The organism is Rhodococcus sp. IEGM 1341 (assembly GCF_030056895.1).
Taxonomy (GTDB): domain Bacteria; phylum Actinomycetota; class Actinomycetes; order Mycobacteriales; family Mycobacteriaceae; genus Rhodococcoides.
This window is the reverse complement of the sequence record NZ_JASHKV010000001.1, coordinates 1,447,131-1,464,571: the sequence shown is the minus strand read 5'-3', so window position 1 is coordinate 1,464,571 and position 17,441 is coordinate 1,447,131. Positions and strand designations below refer to the sequence as shown.

Below are 17,441 nucleotides of genomic sequence, written 5' to 3'. Positions count from 1 at the left end.
GTGGCAACCGGTGGGGGTTACAAGCTTCGATGGCTACATACGATCTGCGCGGTAAGAAGACGTTGATCACTGGAGCAGGCAGCGGAATCGGTCGGGCAACGGCCATCGCTGCTGCAGGAGTGGGAGCGGAACTCTTCCTGACCGATATCAACGGCACCGGTTTGGCGGAGACGGTGGACCTGGTCGGTCGCGCGGGCGGTACCGTCAGTCACTCGTTGCCCTTCGATGTGTCCGATTTCGAGGCTGTCACCGCGTTCGCGGACGACATTCACGCCGAGTTCGGCAGCCTGGACGTCGTGATGAACGTTGCCGGCATCTCCGCGTGGGGAACCGTCGAGAATCTCGAACACCGGCACTGGAAGTCGATGGTCGACGTCAATCTGATGGGGCCTATTCACATCATCGAGAAGTTCCTACCTCCGATGATCGACGCCGGACGGGGTGGCCATCTGGTCAACGTCTCGTCCGCGGCCGGATTGATTCCCCTTCCGTGGCACGCTGCCTACAGCGCCAGCAAGTACGGTCTGCGCGGAGTCTCCGAGGTACTCAAATACGACCTCAAGCGCCACGGAATCGGCGTCAGCCTGGTGGTGCCCGGTGGCGTCAAGACCGGGCTGGTGCAGACGCTTCAGATCGCCGGCGTCGATCGTGACGATCCGCGGGTACAGAAGTTGCAACACAGGTTCGAGAAGCGTGCCGTGGAACCCTCGGTTGTCGCCGATGCCATTCTCGCCGGAATTGCCAAGCGCAAGTACCTCGTCTACTCCTCCAACGACATCCGGTTCGGGTACTGGGTCGCCAGAAAATTCGCCCCGCCCTACGAATTCGTACTGCAGAAGGCGAACGATCAGTTCTCCAAGCTGCTCGTGCCGCGTCGAGTCGAGGGTTCGTCGAAATCGACGTCCAGCGTGCGCGCACCGGGCCCCGAATAGGACAGTTCGTCGTGTGGGTTGACCAATGCGCAGCCGGCCAGCGACAGGCAACCGCACCCGATGCACCCGGTCAAGTTGTCCCGAAGCCGGATCAATTGCTCTATCCGAGAGTCGAGTTCGCGATGCCACTGCGTCGAGAGCCTGGCCCAGTCCTCGCGTGTCGGAGTCCGCTCGTCCGGTAGTTCGCTCAACGCCTGCCGGATGTTCGCCAGTGGGATCCCGACCTTCTGCGAGATCCGGATGAAGGCAACCCGGCGCAGAGTTTCGCGATGAAATCTGCGCTGGTTTCCCGAGGTTCGGCGACTGCTGATCAGCCCCTGTTTCTCGTAGAAGTGCAAGGCCGAGACCGCAACTCCGCTGCGCTCGGACAGCTGGCCGGGAGTCAGTTCTCGGACGTTCCACTCGGGCATCGGCACGACCTCGACAATACTTCAGGTCCTGATCCCAGCGGCGGCCGGCGAATGGGATTACCGTTCGTTCATGAGTGTCGATGCGGTTGCGGGCCCGTTGGGTGCCGACTCCGAGGTAGGGGTGCTGCGCACCGTCATGCTGCACCGGCCGGGAGACGAGCTTCGACGCCTCACACCGCGCAACAACGATCAGCTGCTGTTCGACGGTCTGCCGTGGGTCGATCGCGCACAGGACGAGCACGACGCGTTCGCCGATCTCCTGCGAGGTCGAGGGGTCACGGTGCTGCTCCTCGGTGAGCTTCTCACCGAGGCCATGACGGTCAGCGGCGCAGCGCGAATGCAAGGTATCTCCGCCGCCGTCGATGCCCGACGGCTCGGCCGGTCGCTTGCCGAGGACCTCGCCCAACATCTACGAGGTGTGCCGGCGGCCGAATTGGCGCAGATCCTCATGGCGGGAATGACTTTCGACGAATTGCTCGAGGCGGAGACGGGGGAGCCGCAACCGAGCGGGGCATCGCTGGTTCGGCGAATGCATCACGGTGGGGACTTCGTCATCGACCCGCTGCCGAACCTGTTGTTCACCCGCGACTCGTCGTTCTGGATAGACGACCGAGTGGCGATCACCTCGCTGGCGCTGCCTGCCCGTGTGCGGGAGACGTCGCTGACCGATCTGATCTATGCATTCCATCCGATGTTTCGCGGCGTGCGGCGCGCGTACGAGTCGCGGACCGCTCCGGTCGAAGGCGGCGACGTGCTGCTGCTCGCTCCGGGGGTGGTGGCAGTCGGAGTTGGCGAGCGCACCACGCCCGCAGGCGCAGAAGCGTTGGCGCGCAGCCTGTTCGAGGACGATTTGGCGCACAGTGTGCTGGTGGTGCCGATCGCGCAGGAGCGCGCGTCCATGCATCTGGACACGGTGTGCACCATGGTCGATACCGACGCGGTGGTGATGTACCCGGCGATTCAGAACACGTTGTCCGCGTTCACCATTCACCGCGAAGATGCAGGGGTCACCATCCGGGGCGGTGACCCCTTCCTCGAGGCGGCCGCCGATGCGATGGGCATCGGCAAGCTGCGGTTGATCGATACCGGACTCGATCACGTCACCGCCGAGCGCGAACAATGGGACGACGGCAACAACACGCTCGCCATTGCGCCGGGAGTCGTCGTCGCGTACGAGCGCAACGTCGAAACGAATGCACGGCTGGAGGCGTCGGGCATCGAGGTGCTGCGGATCTCCGGATCGGAACTGGGTTCGGGGCGGGGCGGCCCCCGCTGCATGTCGTGCCCGGTGTCGCGCGAGAGGTTGTAGCGCTCTACAGCACGGTCTGTACCTTGTCGGCCGGGCGAGCGAGCACGGTGCCCTTGTCGGTCACCACGATCGGGCGCTCGATGAGTATCGGGTGCTGGACCATCGCCGCGATCAGCGTGTCGGCGTCCGCGCCTGCCAGCCCCAGTTCCTTGTAGATGCTCTCGCGAGTCCGAATGGCCTGACGCGGTTCGAGGCCGGCGTCGGCAAGGAGCGCGCGCAGCTCGTCCTCGGTGGGAGGCGACTCGAGGTATCGAATCACCCGCGGCACCACACCGGTTTCCTCGATCGCTTTGAGGACCGTACGAGAGGTGTTGCACCGGGGATTGTGGTAGATGGTTGCCGAGCCAGTCATGTTTGCAATCTTGCCACGCGGGTAGCCACCCCGACAGATTCACGCCAGGAACGGGAGTGGTTATGACCGACAAGCGCATTGTCATTGCAGGTGGCCACGGCCAGATCGCGCAGCACCTGACTCAGGTGCTCACGGCGCACGGAGATCGTGCGGTATCGCTGATTCGTAACAGCGACCACGTCGATGCCGTCACCGCGCTGGGCGCGCTGCCGCAGGTGATCGATCTCGAATCGGCCTCCGTCGACGAGGTTGCCGCAGTGCTCGCCGACGCGGACGCGGTGGTGTTCGCTGCAGGTGCGGGCCCGAACAGCGGTCCCGAGCGCAAGGACACGGTCGATCGGGCCGGCGCAGTGCTTCTGGCCGATGCGGCAGAGAAGGCAGGCGTTCGCCGCTACGTGCTGATCAGCTCGTTCGGTGCCGGGGAGCCGGTCGCCGAGGATCTCGATGCCGGCTGGAAGGCCTACATCGAGGCCAAAACTGCTGCGGAAGAAAATGTTTCGGCAAGAAGCGGACTGGACTGGACGATTCTGCGTCCGGGCAAGTTGACCGATGAGGACCCCACCGGCTCGGTATCGCTGACCGAGCCGCCGCTGGACTCGGGTGAGGTGACTCGCGCCGACGTGGCCGCGGTGATCGCGCAGTTGCTCGATACCGGCTCGGCTGTGCGCAAGACGCTGATGTTGACGTCCGGGCCGACTTCGATCGTCGACGCAGTCGACGCGCTCGGATAAGGCATCGACCGTGCGCGTACACATCGATTCGTCGAACACCACCCCGGTGTTCGAGCAGCTACGAATGCAGATTCTGGGGCTGGTGCGATCGGGCGATCTCATCGCCGGTACCAAGATCCCGACGGTCAGAGGTCTGGCCGAGGAACTCAAGATCGCACCGAACACGGTGGCGAAGACCTACCGGGAGCTCGAGCAGCAGGGAATCATCGAGACGAGGGGCCGGTCCGGTTCGTTCGTCGCATCGGGCGGCGATCCGTCGCGCGACATCGCGGCCCGGGCGGCGACGGAGTTCGTCAGGACGGTCCGGTCCATCGGACTGGACGACGATCAGGCTCGATCGTTCCTCGAATCTGCCCTCAAGGGTGCGAACGGCAGTTAAGTTGACGCTTCAACCTACTTCTGTCAGGGTAGGGCTGCCCTTGTAGCCCTGTCAGAAGGATGTGTCATGAACTCCACCGTCGTACGCGACGTCGTTGCCCTCGTAGCTCGAATCGGCCTGGGTATCGTTTTCATCGCCCATGGCTGGCAGAAGCTCAACACCTACGGCCTCGACGGCACCGCAGCAAGCTTCGAGATGATGAACGTTCCGCTGCCCACGGCGTCCGCCTACTTCGCCACGTTCGTGGAACTCGTCGGCGGCGGTGCGCTCGTGCTGGGCATCTTCACTCCGGTCGCGGGTCTGCTGTTGTTCCTCGACATGCTCGGTGCTGCGGTCTTCGTGCACTTCGAGAACGGCGTGTTCGCTGCGGACAACGGTTACGAACTGGTCCTCGCCCTCGGAGTCGGCGCGCTGCTGCTCGCTGCACTCGGTGCCGGACGCATCAGCATCGACGGACTCACCAAGGGCAAGACTGCGCTGCTTGCGTAGGTCGTTCCGCAGGCTCCACTCCTGCCTTGCATAGGTCGTTCCGCAGGCGCCACTCCTGCCGTGCGTAATCGCTCAGCGCCAGCTCGGCAGCCACAACTGTTGCTGCCACATCTCCGGCGTGATCGGCATTGCGGTCAGAATCGGCCACAGCCACACGAAGTTGGCTATCACCACGGCGAGGTACAAGGACACCAGTAGCAGTCCGGTACCTCGCCGTTCGGCCGATGCGGTGGCTTTGCCGATGATGTCGCCCAGCACAAGTGCGAAGCCCATCACCATGAACGGTGCGAGAGCCACCGCGTAGAAGTAGTACATCTGTCGGTCGAGTGTGGTGAACCACGGCAGCAGTGCTGCGGAGTACGCCACGAGCACTGTGGCGTAACGCCAGTCGCGTCGGACGAACACCGACCAGATCACCCAGGCCAGCATCGGCAGTGCCAGCCACCACATCGCGGGCGTGCCGATCAGCATGATCGCCTTGACACACGAGGACGCCGAGCAACCGGACACGTTCTCGCCGTCGGCGAAGTAGTAGAGCATCGGGCGCAGACCCATCGGCCAGGTCCACGGCTTCGATTCCCACGGGTGTCGGTTGCCCGCCGAGTTGGTCAGTCCCTCATGGAATTGCAGCACGCTGCTGCTGTAGAACCACAGGGACCGCAGCGCGTCGGGCACGAACGAGAACGGACCTCCTGCTCCGACGCCACTGCCGACCTCGTGTCGATACACGCCGGTCTCGGAGGTGAACCACGCCCACCAGGTCATCAGATACACGGCAATCGGAACGACCACCAGCGCGTACAGGGCAGGCCCGATGTCGCGCAACGCCGTTCCCCGCCATGGCCGCCGAACGCCGTATGCGCGGCGTGCCGCCACATCGAATGCCACGCTCAACAATCCGAAGAATGCGATGAAGTACAGACCGGACCACTTGGTGCCGCAGGCGAGTCCCAGCATGATGCCGGCTCCGAATCGCCACCACCGCACTCCCATTCGCGGACCGAGCACGCTGACGTCCATGCGGCCCTCGGCGCGCACCCTCGACAGACGCTGTTGCATGTCGTCGCGGTCGACGACCAAGCAACCCAGCGCAGCGGTGACGAACAGCGCGAGAAAGATGTCGAGCATGCCGATGCGGCTGCTGACGAACGTCACGCCGTCGACGATGAGCAGAATGCCTGCGATCGCCCCGACCAGTGTCGATCGGGCGAGGCGTCGCACGATTCGAATGACCAACAGCACCAACAGGGTTCCGGCCACGGCCGAAGAGAAGCGCCAACCCCAGCCGTTGTAGCCGAAGAGCGCCTCACCGATGGCGATCAGTTGCTTGCCGACCGGTGGATGCACCACCAGCCCGTAGGCCGGATTGTCCTCGAGCCCGCCGCCGGTGAGAACCTGATAGCCCTGCGGGGCGTAGTGCTTCTCGTCGAACACCGGGGTTCCGGCGTCGGTGGGGTATCGCAGCATCGTGAAGCGCGTGATCGCGCAGATCACGGTGATGACGATGGTGACGATCCACCCGCGGCGGGCATCGGTGTCGTGGAACCAGTCGCGCGCGGCAACGGTGGGCCCGGGACTGACCATCGACCGGTCGCCGGAGCGCTCAGAGGTCAGCAAGGTCACGTACCGATCGTAGGCGTTGATCGGCAGTGCCCGGCACGCCGCTGCACAGCGTGCGGGACACTGGAGGCATGCTCATCCTTGCCGCCACCCCGATGGGCGACGTCGGTGATGCCTCGCAGCGCCTGCGTGATGCCCTCGGCACTGCCGATGTCGTCGCCGCCGAGGACACCCGGCGCACCAAACAACTCGCGTCCTCGCTCGGCGTGGTGATCGCAGGAAGAGTGGTCAGCTTCTACGATCAGGTCGAAACCGCCCGCCTCCCGGCTCTCGTCGAGGCAGTGGGCGAGGGCAAGACGGTGCTGCTGGTGACCGATGCTGGGATGCCGTCGGTGAGCGACCCCGGCTACCGCCTCGTGGCTGCCTGCGTCGATGCCGGTCTGCCGGTGACCTGTCTGCCCGGGCCGAGCGCGGTGACCACGGCCCTCGCGCTGTCGGGTCTGCCCGTCGAACGCTTCTGCTTCGACGGATTCGCGCCGCGCAAGCAGGGACAGCGGCGCACCTATTTCCGAACCGTGCTCGCCGAACCGCGTGCCATCGTCTTCTTCGAGGCACCGCACCGCCTCGTCGCGTGCCTCGAGGACGCCGTTCACGTCCTCGGTCCCGACCGCCGCGCCGCGGTGTGCCGGGAGCTCACCAAAACCTACGAGGAAGTGCGCCGCGGCGGCCTGGGGGAGTTGCTCGAATGGGCGAGGGGCGGGGTGCGCGGAGAGATCACCGTCGTGCTCGAAGGAGCAGTCGCCGTCGCCGAGGAACCCGAGGATCTCGTTGCCGACGTGGAAACGCTGGTGGCGTCGGGCATGCGGTTGAAGGACGCCTGCGCTCAGGTGGCGGTCGACGGCGTCTCCAAACGTGAGGTCTACGAGGCCGTTCTCGCCGCACGTAAGGAGCAGTAGGGGCTCAGCCCGTCACTTGCTGACGCAGACCCTCGGTGGCCGCTTCGAGGATCGTCTTGGTTCCCTTCTTCACCAGGAAGCCGGGTAGCGGGATCTTCGGGTCCACGGTCAGCTCGAACTCGACATGGGTGCCGTTGCCCTTGGGCGTCAACGTGTATCGGCCGTCCTGAGCCTTCTGCTGAGTGCTCTCGACGAGAGTCCACGACACCTCGTTCTCGGACCACGTGTACTCGACGAGTTGCTCGTCGTTGACGCCGATGATCGAGACGTTCATCTTGACGTGGTGTGGCTTGCCGTCGTCGAACCGATCGACGACCTCGCACTTCTTGTGGACCGGAGACCACGAAGGGATGCCCTCGACGTCTGCGAGTACCTCCATTATTGCCGCTGCGTCTGCGTCGATGTCGACGGACTTGTTCGCTGTGACTGCCATGGGGAGAAGGTATCTCAGCTTTCTCTGCGGGGGCTGACGTTCCGCGCGAACTCGCCGATCGCTCTGAGCGCGCGGCGGGCTTCGGGAACGAAATCGGCTGCCTGGAACACGTGGACCTGATCCTCGTACACCTGAAGTTCGCACTCGACTCCGGCGACAGCGAGACGCTGAGCCATGAGTTCGGCGTCGGCATAGACCATTTCGGTGGAACCGACCTGGATCAGCACCGGCGGCATGCCTGCCAGATCACTGTCGACGGGTGAGACCCGCGGGCCCCGTCGGCCCTCGACGACGATGCGCGCATCGACGCGATCGGCCAATGCGGTCAGTGCGGGAACGGCGTTGGGCGGAAAGATCGAACACTTCGACGCGTTCTCGTGGTCGAGCTTGCCGGAGGGGTCCATGTCGGTCAGCGGAGACATGGTGAAGATCCCTGCGGGGGCGGGCAAATCGACGGAGCGCAGCGCCAGAGCGACCATGAACGCGAGATATCCGCCCGCCGAATCACCGCCGAGGACGATCTGTTCCGGGCGGTAACCGGAGTCGAGCAGGAAGCGGTACGCGTCGACGCCGTCCTCGACCGCGTGGCTGATCGGATTGCGCGGCATCATGCGGTAGTTCACCGACAGCACCGCGCCGTCGATGTTCTTGGAGACCCGCGAGGTCATGCGGCGATGGGTGCGCAGGCCGCAGCAGACGAATGCGCCGCCGTGCATGTACAGGACGACGCGATCGCTTCCGGCGCCCTCGGCGCGAATCCATTCGGCCTCGCACTCGGCCAACATGACCCGGCTACGGGTGGTACCGCTGATCTGCGGAACGAGCAGGCCGGCGTAGTCGACCAGCCCCATCGGCCACGGAAGCGACGGTGCCTGTGCCCAGACGGTCAGAAACGGTCGCACCGTGAATTGCAGGGATTTGGACAGAATCTGTGACTGCACACTCGCGCCGCGGATATCGCGCCTGCGTGCGGTGGCTGTCGGGTCGGTCGATTTCACTACGGTGAGCGCCGGATTCATAGCCGTCGCCTCCATCCCCGTTGTCGTTGCGCGGCGCGTGTGCGCCGTGCGTCGGAACCCCGCTCTATTTGGAACCCCTGGTAACGGACAATAGCGGGTAGCTTTTCGTGACCCGACGTAAGGTCGTGTTCTGAGTCACATTCGGTGCCGTACCGTGACCTAAAACAAATGGAAAAGGGACAGCTCATGGCACTCATGCCCATCACCGAATCGATGTTTCTGATCGCCGAGTCACGGGAGCACCCGATGCACGTGGGCGGTCTGGAGTTGTTCGTCCCACCCGGCGATCCGCACGACTTCGCCGAGGAAGTGCACCGCAAGTTCACCACCGGTGAGGTGCACGAACTCTTCCGGAAGCGACCGTCGCGTCCGGTGCAGATCATGGGCAACCTCGCGTGGGCATTCGATCAGGAAGTCGACTTCGAGTACCACGTTCGGCGAACCGTGCTGCCTCAACCTGGACGTATTCGAGAGCTGTTCCAGTTCCTTTCGCTCAACCACAGCGCACCGCTGGACCGCTACCGGCCGATGTGGGAACTGCACATCATCGAGGGGTTGGCAGACGGCCGAATCGCGTTGTACACCAAGGTGCATCACTCGTTGGTCGACGGTGTCAGTGCACTGAAGCTGATGCAGCGCACGCTCACCACCGATCCCGACGATCGAAACGGCGTCGCAACGTGGGATCCGTCGCTGTTCGGTAGGCGCAAGAAGCAGGTCGCCGTCGAGCAGCCCGGGCGGTTGGCGCAGCTGGGCAGCGGGCTCTCGATGGGACGCAAGATCGTCGGGGACCTGGTGGATTTTGCGCCGGCGTCGGCTCGAATCGGATTGCGCGCGTTGAAGAAAGAGGGCGCACAACTGCCGTTGCAAGCGCCGAGGACGATGTTCAACGTGCCCATCGGAGGAGCCCGCCGTTTCGCCGCCGAAAGCTGGTCGATCGAGCGCATCCGCACGGTCGGGACTGCGCTCGACGCCACGCTCAACGACATGGTGCTCGCGATGTGCGCCGGGGCCCTCCGTGCGTATCTGATCGACCAGAACGAACTGCCCGAGGAACCGCTGATCGCCATGGTGCCGGTCTCGCTGCGCAAGGAGGGCGACGACAAGGACGCCGGAAACTCGGTGACGACCATCCTGTGCAATCTCGGAACCGACGAATCGGATCCGATCCTGCGGCTCGAGCGGATCAAGGATTCGACCGTCAAGGGCAAGCAGATGATGAGCGAGTTGAACACCCTCGAAGCGCTCACCGTCGGTGCGATCACCATGGCCCCGTTGCTGTTCGGGCCGGTGCCTGGATTCGTCGACTACACCCCGCCGCCGTTCAACGTCATCATCTCCAACGTGCCCGGATCGAAGGAAGACCTGTACTGGAACGGCGCGAAACTCGACGGCATCTACCCGGCGTCGATCGTGGCCGACGGGCAGGCGCTCAACATCACCGTCGCGAGCAACGGTGATTCGTTGAACTTCGGTCTCATCGGATGCCGACGCAGTGTGCCGCATCTGCAGCGCATGCTGACGCATCTGGAGAACACGTTGGAGGAGCTCGAGAAGACCTTGTGAGTGCGGCTTCGCCGCACGTGAGCGGAAACTCGTAGTGGGGGTCGAGGTTTCGCTCACGTGCGCGGAGCGCTCTACTCGTACTTGGGGAACACCGGCGTCGGGGTCGGCAGTGCAGTGCCGGGTACCGAACGTGTTGCGATGTCGGTGAATTCGCGGTTCGACGCCCCGAGCAGGTCGAGGATGCGCGACGCGGAATCGGGCATGACGGGTTGCGCCAGGATGCTGACGATGCGCAGCACCTCGATCGTCACGTACAGCACGGTGGCCATGCGATCGGGATCGGTCTTGCGCAGCACCCACGGCTGCTGCAGCGAGAAGTAGCGGTTGGTCTCGCCGAGTACCGACCAGATCGCCTCGAGCGCGGAATGGATTGCCTGCACGTCGAATTCGCGTCGGCAGATCTCCAGCAGCGCGTCCGCGCGAGCCAACATCGCCTCGTCCTCGGCGGTGAACTCGCCCGGGGTGGGGAGCTTTCCTTCGAGGTTCTTGGCGACCATCGTCAGCGAACGCTGCGCGAGGTTGCCCAGTTCGTTGGACAGGTCGGCGTTGACGCGCGCAACGATGGCCTCGTGGCTGTAGCTGCCGTCCTGACCGAACGAGACCTCGCGGAGGAAGAAGAAGCGCACCGGATCGAGACCGTAGTTCTCCACCAACGACTTCGGGTCCAGCACGTTGCCGAGGGACTTGGACATCTTCTCGCCCTTGACGTTCAGGAACCCGTGCACGAACACCCGCTTGGGTAGCTCGATGCCCGCAGACATCAGGAATGCCGGCCAGTAGACGGTGTGGAAGCGCGTGATGTCCTTGCCAATGATGTGCAGGTCGGCAGGCCAGAACTTCCGGTACGACTCGGATTCGGTCTCGGGATAGCCGGCACCGGTGAGGTAGTTGGTGAGCGCGTCGACCCACACGTACATCACGTGCTTCTCATCGCCGGGGACGGGAACGCCCCAGTCGAACGTGGTTCGGGAGATCGACAGATCCCGCAGGCCACCCTTGACGAAATTCACGATCTCGTTCCGGCGCGTGTTCGGCGCGATGAACTCCGGCGACGCGTCGTACAGCTCGAGCAGTTTGTCCTGGTACTGCGACAGTTTGAAGAAGTACGACGACTCCTCGGTCCACTCGACGGGAGTGTTCGTCTCCGTCGCGACGCGCGAGCCGTCCTCGGCGAGGGTGGTCTCGGCCTCGGTGTAGAACGCCTCGTCTCGCACCGAGTACCAGCCGGAGTAGGAATCGAGGTAGATGTCGCCGTTCGCCTCCATCCGCTTCCACAGTTCCTGGCTGGCGGCGTGGTGATCGGCGTCGGTGGTGCGGATGAACCGTCCGTACGAGATCTTCAGCAGGTCCTGCGCAGCCTGGAACGCGTCGGAGTTGCGCGCGGCGAGCTCGCGCACGTCCACGCCCTCGGTCTGTGCGGTCTGCTGCATCTTGAGGCCGTGCTCGTCGGTGCCCGTCAGGAATCGCACGTCGTAGCCGTCGAGGCGCTTGAAGCGCGCGATGGTGTCGGTGGCGATGTACTCGTAGGCGTGTCCGATGTGCGGAGCGCCGTTGGGGTACGCGATCGCCGTGGTGACGTAGAAGGGTGGCCGTGAGGCATCAGCTGGCGCAGTCATGGTGCGCCTACTCTAACTAGCGTGAGCAGAGACCGTCCCGCACCACCGTTGCCCGAGCCCGTCGGCACTCTCGTCGACGCGCACACCCACCTCGATGCGTGTGGGGCGACCGACGCGGCGAGTGTGGCCGCGATCGTGGACAAGGCCGAGTCCGTCGGTGTCACGCGCGTGGTCACGATCGCCGACGATCTCGATGCCGCGCGGTTCGCGGTCGACGCGGCGTCCTGGGATCCTCGGGTGTGGGCCGCGGTTGCGATCCATCCCACGCGCGCGAACGTGCTCGACGACGCGGCCAAGGCCGAGATCGAGCGATTGGCGTCCGACCCTCGCGTGGTTGCCGTCGGGGAGACCGGGCTGGACTACTACTGGCCCGGCAAGCTCGACGGGTGCGCCACGGTGGCCGAGCAGCACGACGGATTTCGGTGGCACATCGATCTGGCGAAACGACTGGGTAAGCCGCTGATGATCCACAATCGCGAGGCCGACGAGGACCTGCTCGCCGTGCTGACGACGGAAGGCGCTCCCAAGACGGTGATCTTCCACTGCTTCTCCGGCGGTCCCGAGACCGCGAAGGCGTGCGTCGACGCGGGCTACGTTCTCAGCTTTTCGGGGACCGTCAGCTTCAAGAACGCGCACGCGCTGCGGGAGGCCGCGGTACTGGTGCCCGACGAGCTGGTGCTGGTGGAGACCGACGCACCGTTCCTCACTCCGCATCCCTTCCGCGGTGCTCCCAACGAGTCGTACTGCCTGCCGTACACCGCGCGGGCGCTAGCCGAGATTCGTGGCCAGGATCCGGCGGAGCTCGCTGCACACGCCACGGCCAACGCGGAGCGCGTGTACGGCCTGTAGCTGCTGAAGTTGCGGCGTGGGTACTAATTCGTTACCGTACCGTGACCGAACTCGGGCGTTCCGACGCCGAAGTCAGCTCGCAAACGCCAGGAATACGAAACTTGTCGACTATCAGACGCCTCAACTCCGCCCGTTCGACCACGCTCTACCTGGTCGTCGCGGCCCTGTTGATGACGCTCGTCGCCGGTGGCGTCATGGCCGTGAGCCGTCACAAGACCGTGACCATCGATGTCGACGGCGACATGATTTCGCTCAGCACGATGAAGACCGACGTCAACAGTGCTCTGGCCGACGCCGGCTACGCGCCGTCGGACAAGGATCTGGTCGTTCCTGCGCCGGACTCCGATCTCAGTGACGGCGACACCGTGGTCCTGCGCCGCGCCCGTGAGATCACGCTGAACGTCGACGGGCAGCCCGAGAACATCTGGACCACCGCCCTGACCGTCGAGGAAGCTCTGCAGCAGACCGGTCTGGCCGAGGACGTGCACGTCTCCGCCTCGCGCTCCGAGCGGCTGCCGCTCGACGGCACCGAACTCGATGTGGCACTGCCCAAGCAGGTCTCGCTCGTCGACGGCGGAGCACCTGCCGCGCCGGTCACCCTGGCCGCACCGACCGTGCGTGAATTCCTCGAAGCAGCGGGTGCGCCGCTCGAGGAAGCCGACACCGTCAGCCCCGATCCCGACGCAGCCGTCACCGACGGCGCCGAGATCGTCGTCACGCGTGACCGCACCGTCACCAAGACCGAAACCACGGACACCGATGCTCCTGAGCAGCGCATCGAGGATCCGACGATGAACATGAGCCGCACCGTCGTCGAGAACCCGGGTGCCCCGGGGGTCTCCGACATCACCTGGAAGATCAACATGGTGAACGGCGTCGAGGTCGGTCGCGAGAAGGTCGACGAGACGGTCAAGGTACCCGCGCAGCCGAAGACCGTTCGCGTCGGAGCGAAGCCGGGTACCGAAGTGCCGCCGGTGGAGAACGGTGCGATCTGGGACGCGCTCGCGCAGTGCGAGGCGACCGGCAACTGGGCGATCAACACGGGCAACGGCTTCTACGGCGGCGTGCAGTTCGACCAGAACACCTGGGAACGCCAGGGCGGACTCAAGTACGCACCGCGCGCCGACCTCGCCACCCGCGAGGAACAGATCGCCATCGCGTCGGTGACACAGAAGTCGCAGGGCTGGGGCGCATGGCCCGCCTGCACCTCGCGCCTGGGTTACCGCTGACTGTCCCGGGTCGTTCCGCGGGCTCCACTCCTGCGTTTCTGGGTCGTTCCGCGGGCTCCACTCCTGGCCCCGTAGAGTTTCCGCCGTGTCCGAACATGTGAGGGGATCTGCGGCTCTGCTCGGTCCTGCCGAAGTCCGCTCCCTCGCCGCCGAGCTCGACGTGCGCCCCACCAAGCAGCTCGGGCAGAACTTCGTGCACGACGCCAATACTGTTCGACGCATCGTCGCCTCCGCGGGTGTGGGCCCGCAGGACACAGTCCTCGAGGTCGGCCCCGGCCTCGGATCGCTGACACTCGCGCTGCTCGATGTCGCCGAGGCCGTCATCGCCGTCGAGATCGACCCCAAGCTCGCGAACCGATTGCCCACGACGGTGGCCGACCGGGCCCCCACTCTGGCCGATCGGCTGACGGTGATCGAGGCCGACGCGCTGCGCGTACGAGCCGCGGACATTGCGGGGGAGCCGACCGCTCTGGTGGCCAACCTGCCCTACAACGTTGCCGTTCCCGTACTGATCCATCTGTTCTCGGAATTGCCGAGCCTTCGCGTCGCCGTGGTGATGGTCCAGGCCGAGGTGGCCGATCGACTCGCCGCGGTACCGGGAAGCAAGATCTACGGCATCCCCAGCGTCAAGGCCAGATTCTTCGGGGACGTCAAAAGGGCAGGCGCAGTGGGCCGTTCGGTGTTCTGGCCGGTACCCAAGGTCGAGTCGGGGCTGGTCCGCATCGATCGGTACGCCGAGCCGCCGTGGCCGACCGACACCGCGCATCGCAAGGCCGTGTTCGCGGTGATCGATGCCGCCTTCGCGCAGCGACGCAAGACCCTACGAGCAGCCCTGGCCGGGTGGGCAGGCTCCCCGGTTGCCGCCGAACGGCGGTTGCGTGAGGCCGGGATCGACCCCACTGCTCGCGGCGAGACCATCGACGCCGCAGCCTTCGTCCGTTTGGCCGCCACCGAAGCCTGAGGCCCAAGCCTGAGGCCCTCTCTCTACAGGTGGATGTCCGTCAGGGCAGTCAGCTCGGTCCACGTCGACGCGCCCTCGCGGGCAGCAGCCACCGGCGCGTAGCGGTCGGCGTCGATCAGAATGCCCACGTCCAGGCCTGTCATCGACGCGATGTCGGCCACCGGAACCTGATAGGTCCGGTACGGGCCGAGAGGCGGGGGATCGGTCTCGAGCCGCAGCGGTTTGTCGAGGATCGGGTCCAGAGACGGCGACTGGTCGAGAACGTATCCGGTGCATGCTGGAGCCGAATCCTGCGACCAGGCCGCGATCTTGAAGAACTGCCGCGGAATGGCGACGCCCCGGTAGATCGGATCGTCGTCGGCGAAGATGCAGCCGCTGAAGACCGAGAGCTTTCGGTCGTACTGCTCGGCGTTTCCCAGCACGTAATCCTCGAGCCCCAGCCACAGTGTCTTCGACTGGTTCAGCGTGGCCGTCTGCGGAGCGCACACGGTGTAGTGGAACGTGTCCTCGTTGGCGCGCTCGGCCACTGCACGCTCACCCCACACCGGATCTCGCCGGCGAACCAGATGCCCGCGATCGAGGTCGTTGTTCCGGTACAACTCGTTGCCGGCCTGCTGCGCTGGCGGTAGTCGATCGTCGAGTCGCCAGTTGTCTCCGCGTCCGACATCCTGCAGGCTCGCGCCGTCGATGTTGACGCCGGTGACCGCGGCGAGGCGTCGGGCAGGGTCGATGGACACCGAGAAGTGCGTGTACGGAAGAACCACCACATCGGCGCGATCGGGCAAGGGAACGTCGATGTCGGCCAGGAACTTCGGGTCGAAACCGAGTGGTGTCGTCATCTGCCCATTGACTCACGTACCGGTTACCGGAGGGTGAACCGCCGCCAGGTATCGCTCGTTCAGTCTCGCGTGCCGCTCGGCCACGATGCGGCATTCCTCGCGTAGTTCCGGTGGATCGAGCACTGTGAAATCGGTGTCGAACGCTGCGAGCCACCGCGCGATCGAGGGCAGCGAATCTCCGGCCAACACCACCGCGCAGGTGCCCTCGTCGATGGATTCCAGTGTGCCCCATTGCTCGTCGATCATCGGGGCGATCTGCTCGATCGGGGCGTGCAACGCGATCCGCGCCTGAACCTGAGTGAACGCACGATCGATTCCCTTCGAGACGAACGCGGCCGCACCGCCCGGCGGCAGCTCCCGCGGAGTGAACCGCGGACCCGTCGGAATTTTCGGAATCAGGCGATCCACTCGATACGACCGCCAATCCTCCCGCAGCACATCCCAACCCAGCAGATACCAGCGTGCCCCCGCCCGTACCAGGCTGTACGGCTCCACCTCGCGCCTGGACTCGGAACCGTCGTGCTTGCGGTAATCGAACCGCAACCGCTCGTGGGCATGACATACCGCCGCCACCGCGGACAGCACCGACGCATCCACCGCCGAACGCGAGGTCTGCTCCACCACGTCGATCCGCAACGCGTCGAGCCGATGCTGGATGCGCGACGGCATCACCTGCCGCAACTTCGTCAACGCCCGCAACGACGCCTCGCCGATGCCCGCCACCGAGCCACCGGCCGCCGACTGCAACCCGAACGCCACCGCCAACGCCTCGTCGTCGTCGAGCAACAGCGGCGGCATCTCGGCACCGGGACCGAGTTGATAGCCGCCACCGACTCCCGGCGTCGCATTGACCGGGTAACCGATGTCGCGCAGCTTGTCCACATCGCGCCGCAGCGTCCGAGGAGTGACGTCGAGTCGCTCCGCCAGTTCCGCGCCCGCCCAATCACGACGCGTCTGCAGCAGAGACAACAGCCGCAGCAGCCGAGCCGATGTTTCCTTCATGACGTCACGATGCCACGCATTGCGGACATATTCGGTCCGCATCGATCGGGTGACCTTTACGAAGTTGCCTCGAGGCCGGAGATGAACGGCACTATTGTTCGCTCGACCAGCGATGGTCGTGCCGATCGAGGCATCATGAGGCACTGGACGGTGACGCCGTCGATCAGTGCGAAGAGTTGCGAGGCGGCGGTAGCGGAAAGGCCTCGGTCGACAAACCATCGGCGAAGCTCTTCGTCGAGCTGTGCCGAGGCGGCAGCCAGTTCCGGGTCGACTGCCGAGATAGTTGTGTAGGCCAGCCAGACGCGCGCGCGTCGTTCGCGTGAGTCGTCGAGTGGGAGCCACTGCCGCACGACATCCATCAGCGTGTTGGGCTGTGCGGCCGCTACATCCTCCAGGAACTGGGTGCCCGCGTACTCGAAGCCGGCGCGCACCAACTCCGTCTTCGTGCGGTAGTAGTACTGCACCTGTGCGGGTGAGACCCCCGCTGCGGCGGCGACACTGCGAACGCTCAGGGCACCGACGCCCTGCTCCGCCAGGACTGTCAGTACACCCTCGAGTAGCCGGTTGTCGGTCATCGATCCTGCGGTCGCGTCGACCCGATCTTCGACACGACAGTCGCCGCTATATCGATCACACCGAGAATCGCGATGACGGCACCGGCCTGGCGGAGGCCGATGACGGGTGTCTCCACGTCTCTGAAGGCGAAGAACAGAACTAGTCCCCCGATGAGCATGGCAATTCCGACAACAAGTGCCCCGTCGTGCTTGTTCATGAATCCTCCTCGTCTGTACGACTGTATAGTACGAACG

20 protein-coding genes are annotated in these 17,441 nt (G+C 65.0%); 10 read left to right on the top strand and 10 right to left on the bottom strand.

Going from position 1 to position 17,441, the window contains the following annotated elements:
* Positions 1 to 29 precede the first annotated feature (29 nt).
* On the top strand, positions 30 to 932 hold the full coding sequence (locus QM615_RS06560) for an SDR family oxidoreductase (RefSeq protein ID WP_068049773.1): 903 nt from the start codon (positions 30 to 32) through the stop codon (positions 930 to 932).
* On the opposite strand, the gene soxR is transcribed toward QM615_RS06560, so the two are convergent.
* Positions 848 to 1,348, bottom strand: a complete 501-nt coding sequence (gene soxR, locus QM615_RS06555; RefSeq protein ID WP_068283494.1) for a redox-sensitive transcriptional activator SoxR — start codon at positions 1,346 to 1,348, stop codon at positions 848 to 850. The two genes, QM615_RS06560 and soxR, sit on opposite strands and share 85 nt — an antisense overlap.
* A 64-nt stretch (positions 1,349 to 1,412) precedes the next feature.
* Between soxR and QM615_RS06550 the strand changes: the two genes are divergently transcribed.
* Positions 1,413 to 2,651, top strand: coding sequence for an arginine deiminase (locus QM615_RS06550; RefSeq protein WP_149405149.1), 1,239 nt, complete (start codon positions 1,413 to 1,415; stop codon positions 2,649 to 2,651).
* A gap of 4 nt (positions 2,652 to 2,655) precedes the next feature.
* Here QM615_RS06550 and arsC read toward each other — a convergent pair whose 3' ends face one another.
* Positions 2,656 to 3,003 carry an arsenate reductase (glutaredoxin) gene (arsC, locus tag QM615_RS06545; RefSeq protein ID WP_149405150.1) on the bottom strand — a complete coding sequence of 116 codons (348 nt, stop codon included), beginning with the start codon at positions 3,001 to 3,003 and terminating at the stop codon, positions 2,656 to 2,658.
* A 62-nt stretch (positions 3,004 to 3,065) separates the two neighbouring features.
* On the opposite strand from arsC, the gene QM615_RS06540 reads away from it, so the two are divergent.
* The 3 genes from QM615_RS06540 to QM615_RS06530 all read left to right on the top strand — a co-directional run bounded on the left by QM615_RS06540 (position 3,066) and on the right by QM615_RS06530 (position 4,602).
* A complete protein-coding gene (locus QM615_RS06540; protein ID WP_149405151.1) occupies positions 3,066 to 3,734 on the top strand; it encodes an NAD(P)H-binding protein in 669 nt (222 codons plus the stop codon).
* Positions 3,735 to 3,744: 10 nt separating this feature from the next.
* Positions 3,745 to 4,113, top strand: coding sequence for a GntR family transcriptional regulator (locus QM615_RS06535; protein ID WP_068049785.1), 369 nt, complete (start codon positions 3,745 to 3,747; stop codon positions 4,111 to 4,113).
* Positions 4,114 to 4,179: 66 nt separating this feature from the next.
* A complete protein-coding gene (locus QM615_RS06530) occupies positions 4,180 to 4,602 on the top strand; it encodes a DoxX family protein (RefSeq protein WP_149405152.1) in 423 nt (140 codons plus the stop codon).
* A gap of 72 nt (positions 4,603 to 4,674) precedes the next feature.
* Here QM615_RS06530 and QM615_RS06525 read toward each other — a convergent pair whose 3' ends face one another.
* On the bottom strand, positions 4,675 to 6,186 hold the full coding sequence (locus tag QM615_RS06525; RefSeq protein ID WP_149405601.1) for a dolichyl-phosphate-mannose--protein mannosyltransferase: 1,512 nt from the start codon (positions 6,184 to 6,186) through the stop codon (positions 4,675 to 4,677).
* 107 nt (positions 6,187 to 6,293) lie between these two features.
* Between QM615_RS06525 and rsmI the strand changes: the two genes are divergently transcribed.
* A complete protein-coding gene (gene rsmI, locus QM615_RS06520) occupies positions 6,294 to 7,118 on the top strand; it encodes a 16S rRNA (cytidine(1402)-2'-O)-methyltransferase (protein ID WP_149405153.1) in 825 nt (274 codons plus the stop codon).
* A 4-nt stretch (positions 7,119 to 7,122) separates the two neighbouring features.
* Here rsmI and QM615_RS06515 read toward each other — a convergent pair whose 3' ends face one another.
* On the bottom strand, positions 7,123 to 7,551 hold the full coding sequence (locus QM615_RS06515; RefSeq protein WP_094669726.1) for an SRPBCC family protein: 429 nt from the start codon (positions 7,549 to 7,551) through the stop codon (positions 7,123 to 7,125).
* A 14-nt stretch (positions 7,552 to 7,565) separates the two neighbouring features.
* Positions 7,566 to 8,585, bottom strand: coding sequence for an alpha/beta hydrolase (locus tag QM615_RS06510; protein WP_149405154.1), 1,020 nt, complete (start codon positions 8,583 to 8,585; stop codon positions 7,566 to 7,568).
* Positions 8,586 to 8,756: 171 nt separating this feature from the next.
* Between QM615_RS06510 and QM615_RS06505 the strand changes: the two genes are divergently transcribed.
* Positions 8,757 to 10,136 carry a WS/DGAT/MGAT family O-acyltransferase gene (locus tag QM615_RS06505; RefSeq protein WP_149405155.1) on the top strand — a complete coding sequence of 460 codons (1,380 nt, stop codon included), beginning with the start codon at positions 8,757 to 8,759 and terminating at the stop codon, positions 10,134 to 10,136.
* A gap of 71 nt (positions 10,137 to 10,207) precedes the next feature.
* On the opposite strand, the gene metG is transcribed toward QM615_RS06505, so the two are convergent.
* Positions 10,208 to 11,752 (bottom strand): methionine--tRNA ligase, encoded by a 1,545-nt coding sequence (metG, locus tag QM615_RS06500; RefSeq protein WP_068049793.1) that lies wholly within the window; start codon positions 11,750 to 11,752, stop codon positions 10,208 to 10,210.
* Between the two features lie 21 nt (positions 11,753 to 11,773).
* On the opposite strand from metG, the gene QM615_RS06495 reads away from it, so the two are divergent.
* The 3 genes from QM615_RS06495 (at position 11,774) to rsmA (ending at position 14,791) form a co-directional block, all read left to right on the top strand.
* The gene (locus QM615_RS06495) at positions 11,774 to 12,601 is read left to right on the top strand and encodes a TatD family hydrolase (RefSeq protein WP_149405156.1); all 828 of its coding nucleotides are present in this window, start codon (positions 11,774 to 11,776) and stop codon (positions 12,599 to 12,601) included.
* Positions 12,602 to 12,702: 101 nt separating this feature from the next.
* Positions 12,703 to 13,830 carry a resuscitation-promoting factor gene (locus tag QM615_RS06490; RefSeq protein ID WP_094670528.1) on the top strand — a complete coding sequence of 376 codons (1,128 nt, stop codon included), beginning with the start codon at positions 12,703 to 12,705 and terminating at the stop codon, positions 13,828 to 13,830.
* An 85-nt stretch (positions 13,831 to 13,915) separates the two neighbouring features.
* The gene (rsmA, locus tag QM615_RS06485; RefSeq protein WP_149405157.1) at positions 13,916 to 14,791 is read left to right on the top strand and encodes a 16S rRNA (adenine(1518)-N(6)/adenine(1519)-N(6))-dimethyltransferase RsmA; all 876 of its coding nucleotides are present in this window, start codon (positions 13,916 to 13,918) and stop codon (positions 14,789 to 14,791) included.
* A 23-nt stretch (positions 14,792 to 14,814) separates the two neighbouring features.
* Here rsmA and QM615_RS06480 read toward each other — a convergent pair whose 3' ends face one another.
* Genes QM615_RS06480 through QM615_RS06465 form a run of 4 tightly spaced genes read right to left on the bottom strand, consistent with a single transcriptional unit; the run spans position 14,815 to position 17,404 of the window.
* Positions 14,815 to 15,630, bottom strand: coding sequence for a DNA/RNA non-specific endonuclease (locus tag QM615_RS06480; RefSeq protein ID WP_149405158.1), 816 nt, complete (start codon positions 15,628 to 15,630; stop codon positions 14,815 to 14,817).
* Between the two features lie 12 nt (positions 15,631 to 15,642).
* A complete protein-coding gene (locus tag QM615_RS06475; RefSeq protein WP_149405159.1) occupies positions 15,643 to 16,632 on the bottom strand; it encodes a helix-turn-helix transcriptional regulator in 990 nt (329 codons plus the stop codon).
* A 56-nt stretch (positions 16,633 to 16,688) separates the two neighbouring features.
* Positions 16,689 to 17,207 (bottom strand): TetR/AcrR family transcriptional regulator, encoded by a 519-nt coding sequence (locus tag QM615_RS06470; protein ID WP_149405160.1) that lies wholly within the window; start codon positions 17,205 to 17,207, stop codon positions 16,689 to 16,691.
* The gene (locus QM615_RS06465; RefSeq protein ID WP_149405161.1) at positions 17,204 to 17,404 is read right to left on the bottom strand and encodes a DUF5708 family protein; all 201 of its coding nucleotides are present in this window, start codon (positions 17,402 to 17,404) and stop codon (positions 17,204 to 17,206) included. Before QM615_RS06465 ends, QM615_RS06470 begins: the two co-directional genes overlap by 4 nt.
* Positions 17,405 to 17,441 lie beyond the last annotated feature (37 nt).

Bases quoted from the DNA above. Each gene is read 5' to 3' on its own strand.
- QM615_RS06560 (WP_068049773.1), top strand. From the start codon at position 30: ATGGCTACATACGATCTGCGCGGTAAGAAGACGTTGATCACTGGAGCA.
- QM615_RS06550 (WP_149405149.1), top strand. From the start codon at position 1,413: ATGAGTGTCGATGCGGTTGCGGGCCCGTTGGGTGCCGACTCCGAGGTA.
- arsC (WP_149405150.1), bottom strand. From the start codon at position 3,003: ATGACTGGCTCGGCAACCATCTACCACAATCCCCGGTGCAACACCTCT.
- QM615_RS06540 (WP_149405151.1), top strand. From the start codon at position 3,066: ATGACCGACAAGCGCATTGTCATTGCAGGTGGCCACGGCCAGATCGCG.
- QM615_RS06530 (WP_149405152.1), top strand. From the start codon at position 4,180: ATGAACTCCACCGTCGTACGCGACGTCGTTGCCCTCGTAGCTCGAATC.
- QM615_RS06525 (WP_149405601.1), bottom strand. From the start codon at position 6,186: ATGGTCAGTCCCGGGCCCACCGTTGCCGCGCGCGACTGGTTCCACGAC.
- rsmI (WP_149405153.1), top strand. From the start codon at position 6,294: ATGCTCATCCTTGCCGCCACCCCGATGGGCGACGTCGGTGATGCCTCG.
- QM615_RS06515 (WP_094669726.1), bottom strand. From the start codon at position 7,551: ATGGCAGTCACAGCGAACAAGTCCGTCGACATCGACGCAGACGCAGCG.
- QM615_RS06510 (WP_149405154.1), bottom strand. From the start codon at position 8,585: ATGGAGGCGACGGCTATGAATCCGGCGCTCACCGTAGTGAAATCGACC.
- QM615_RS06505 (WP_149405155.1), top strand. From the start codon at position 8,757: ATGGCACTCATGCCCATCACCGAATCGATGTTTCTGATCGCCGAGTCA.
- metG (WP_068049793.1), bottom strand. From the start codon at position 11,752: ATGACTGCGCCAGCTGATGCCTCACGGCCACCCTTCTACGTCACCACG.
- QM615_RS06480 (WP_149405158.1), bottom strand. From the start codon at position 15,630: ATGACGACACCACTCGGTTTCGACCCGAAGTTCCTGGCCGACATCGAC.
- QM615_RS06475 (WP_149405159.1), bottom strand. From the start codon at position 16,632: ATGAAGGAAACATCGGCTCGGCTGCTGCGGCTGTTGTCTCTGCTGCAG.
- QM615_RS06470 (WP_149405160.1), bottom strand. From the start codon at position 17,207: ATGACCGACAACCGGCTACTCGAGGGTGTACTGACAGTCCTGGCGGAG.
- QM615_RS06465 (WP_149405161.1), bottom strand. From the start codon at position 17,404: ATGAACAAGCACGACGGGGCACTTGTTGTCGGAATTGCCATGCTCATC.